Source organism: Faecalibacillus sp. MSK20_93 (assembly GCF_020589945.1).
GTDB lineage: Bacteria > Bacillota_I > Bacilli_A > Erysipelotrichales > Coprobacillaceae > Faecalibacillus > Faecalibacillus intestinalis.
Genome location: NZ_JAJDKA010000115.1, coordinates 1 through 2,419, shown reverse-complemented (window position 1 = coordinate 2,419; position 2,419 = coordinate 1). Strand labels below are relative to the sequence as shown.

Annotated in this window: 3 protein-coding genes; all 3 read left to right on the top strand. The window is 38.8% G+C overall.

The window, feature by feature from the left end:
* The first annotated feature begins 171 nt into the window (after positions 1–171).
* The 3 genes from LJD34_RS15760 to LJD34_RS15750 all read left to right on the top strand — a co-directional run bounded on the left by LJD34_RS15760 (position 172) and on the right by LJD34_RS15750 (position 2,354).
* Positions 172–495, top strand: coding sequence for a hypothetical protein (locus LJD34_RS15760; RefSeq protein WP_040466353.1), 324 nt, complete (start codon positions 172–174; stop codon positions 493–495).
* 64 nt (positions 496–559) lie between these two features.
* Positions 560–1,939 (top strand): FtsK/SpoIIIE domain-containing protein, encoded by a 1,380-nt coding sequence (locus LJD34_RS15755; protein ID WP_003865512.1) that lies wholly within the window; start codon positions 560–562, stop codon positions 1,937–1,939.
* Positions 1,940–1,949: 10 nt separating this feature from the next.
* The gene (locus LJD34_RS15750) at positions 1,950–2,354 is read left to right on the top strand and encodes a hypothetical protein (protein ID WP_003865511.1); all 405 of its coding nucleotides are present in this window, start codon (positions 1,950–1,952) and stop codon (positions 2,352–2,354) included.
* Positions 2,355–2,419: the final 65 nt, after the last annotated feature.

Genomic DNA, 2,419 nt, shown 5'->3' with positions numbered 1-2,419 from the left:
CAGATGTGGACTGGTATGTAAAGGCAGAGGATATTGTGTTGAAGAATAAAGGCAATCAAGCCGGTACTTCACAAGGGCAAGTAAGAAGTAAGTAATATGATTTTTACCCTTGTATAGCTTTATTTTCAGATGTATAATCAAAATAAAATAATTTCAATAAGGGAGAATATCATGGAAATTTCAAAAAATAATATTAGTTGGATAGAAACATGGGAAACTAATAAATCTCATAATATAGAAGTCGGTTTTGATAATCATAAATTATTGAAAGGGTTTATTTCAAATAATGTTTACCCTACATTAAATAATGTACCTTCTAAAGAATTTTTTAGTAATTTAAAAAAACAAATTCCTAAACTGTATATAGAAGATGAGATAATATACGCCGAGCTTAATTGTTTCATAGATAATGAACCTTATAAAATTCAATTTGATTATGCAAAAGACTGTTGGATTATAAAGGATAAAGACGACACTATAATTGAAAAAAGATAACATTTTAAGCAGTTAGTCTTAGGATTGACTGCTTTTTTCGTACCCAGAAAGGAGTGATTGATTTATGCAAAAGATTTGGAATAGAGGACACCGTATCAGAGCCAGCGACAAGCACCTTGTCTATCATTTTTCCATAGGGACGCTTTTGTTTGTGTTCGTGGCGGTTCTTTTGCTACTCAATATCAAACAGTTCATGCGTACCGATTGGGAACATTTCAGCTTGTTAGAAAACGGCTTGACGCTTTCCCCTTACAACTTCATAACTATACTGATAGCGACTGGTGTTTGTGCATTGGTCGCTTTTCTGTATTACCGCTTCTGTTACGACAGTTTCAAGAAGCTCCTGCACCGTCAAAAGCTGGCACGAATGATACTGGAAAATAAGTGGTATGAAGCAGATACCATACAAGACAGCGGTTTTTTTACTGACCTGCAAAGCAGATCAAGGGAAAAAATCGTCTGGTTTCCGAAGATTTATTATCAAATGGAAAAGGGACTGCTTCATATCCGCTGTGAAATCACGCTGGGAAAATATCAAGACCAGCTTTTACGGTTAGAGGATAAATTGGAAAGTGGCTTGTATTGTGAGCTAACCGAAAAGACCCTGCATGACGGCTATATCGAATATACCCTGCTTTATGATATGATAGCGAACCGCATTACCATTGATGAAGTACGGGCAGAAAACGGCTGTCTTAGACTGATGAAAAATCTTGTCTGGGAATATGACGCACTCCCTCACGCTCTGATTGCTGGTGGTACGGGTGGCGGTAAAACCTATTTTTTGCTGACGCTCATTGAAGCCTTACTGCATACCGACGCTGTCCTTTACATCTTAGACCCGAAGAACGCTGACCTTGCAGACTTAGGGACAGTTATGGGAAATGTATATCATACCAAAGAAGAAATGATAGATTGCGTCAATGCCTTTTATGAGGGCATGGTACAGCGAAGCGAGGAAATGAAGCAACACCCGAACTATAAGACGGGCAAAAACTATGCCTATCTGGGACTGCCACCCTGCTTTCTTATCTTTGATGAATATGTGGCGTTTTTTGAAATGCTGGGGACAAAGGAAAGCGTGAGCTTACTTAGCCAGTTAAAGAAAATCGTTATGTTAGGGCGACAAGCAGGTTATTTCCTTATCGTCGCCTGCCAGCGTCCAGACGCAAAGTATTTTTCAGACGGTATCAGAGATAACTTCAATTTCCGTGTGGGCTTGGGGCGTATCAGCGAATTAGGTTACGGTATGCTGTTCGGTTCAGATGTGAAAAAGCAGTTTTTTCAGAAGCGTATCAAGGGGCGTGGCTATTGTGATGTGGGAATAAGCGTTATCAGTGAGTTTTACACGCCTTTAGTCCCGAAAGGACATGATTTTTTACAAACAATCGGCAGGCTTGCACAAGAAAGACAAGTCATGCCAGAACAACAAGAAAAGGAGTGAAAGAATAACTATGGGTTATTTACAAATGCAACTAATGAATGAAACAACAGAAAAAAATACTAAAGGTATCTGCTTGAATATTGATAGATTTTTTGCTGATTTGGACTTTACGGCAAACAGTGATTTTGAAAAGTGGGACGAATATCCTTTTGAGCGTTTCCATGAAAAAATGAGCAGAATTTTAGAAGAAGTCGAACACAAACAGCAGGAATTACCGCTGTTATTTTCCATTCCGCTGGACGAAGAAATGTCATTCTTGGAATGTACCTATTGCTATAACTTTATTGTGGTGGATAAGAATTTGTTTCAGCATACACAACATGAATTTGAACTTGATATCGAAGCCTTAGAAGTATGTAGGAATGAAGATATAGACTGTATCGTGCTGTATCTTGGTATGAATACTATTATGTAGGTTCATAACACAAGGCAGGACGGGACGGCGACGTGCGAAGCGAAAGGCGACGGCACGGACTAGCC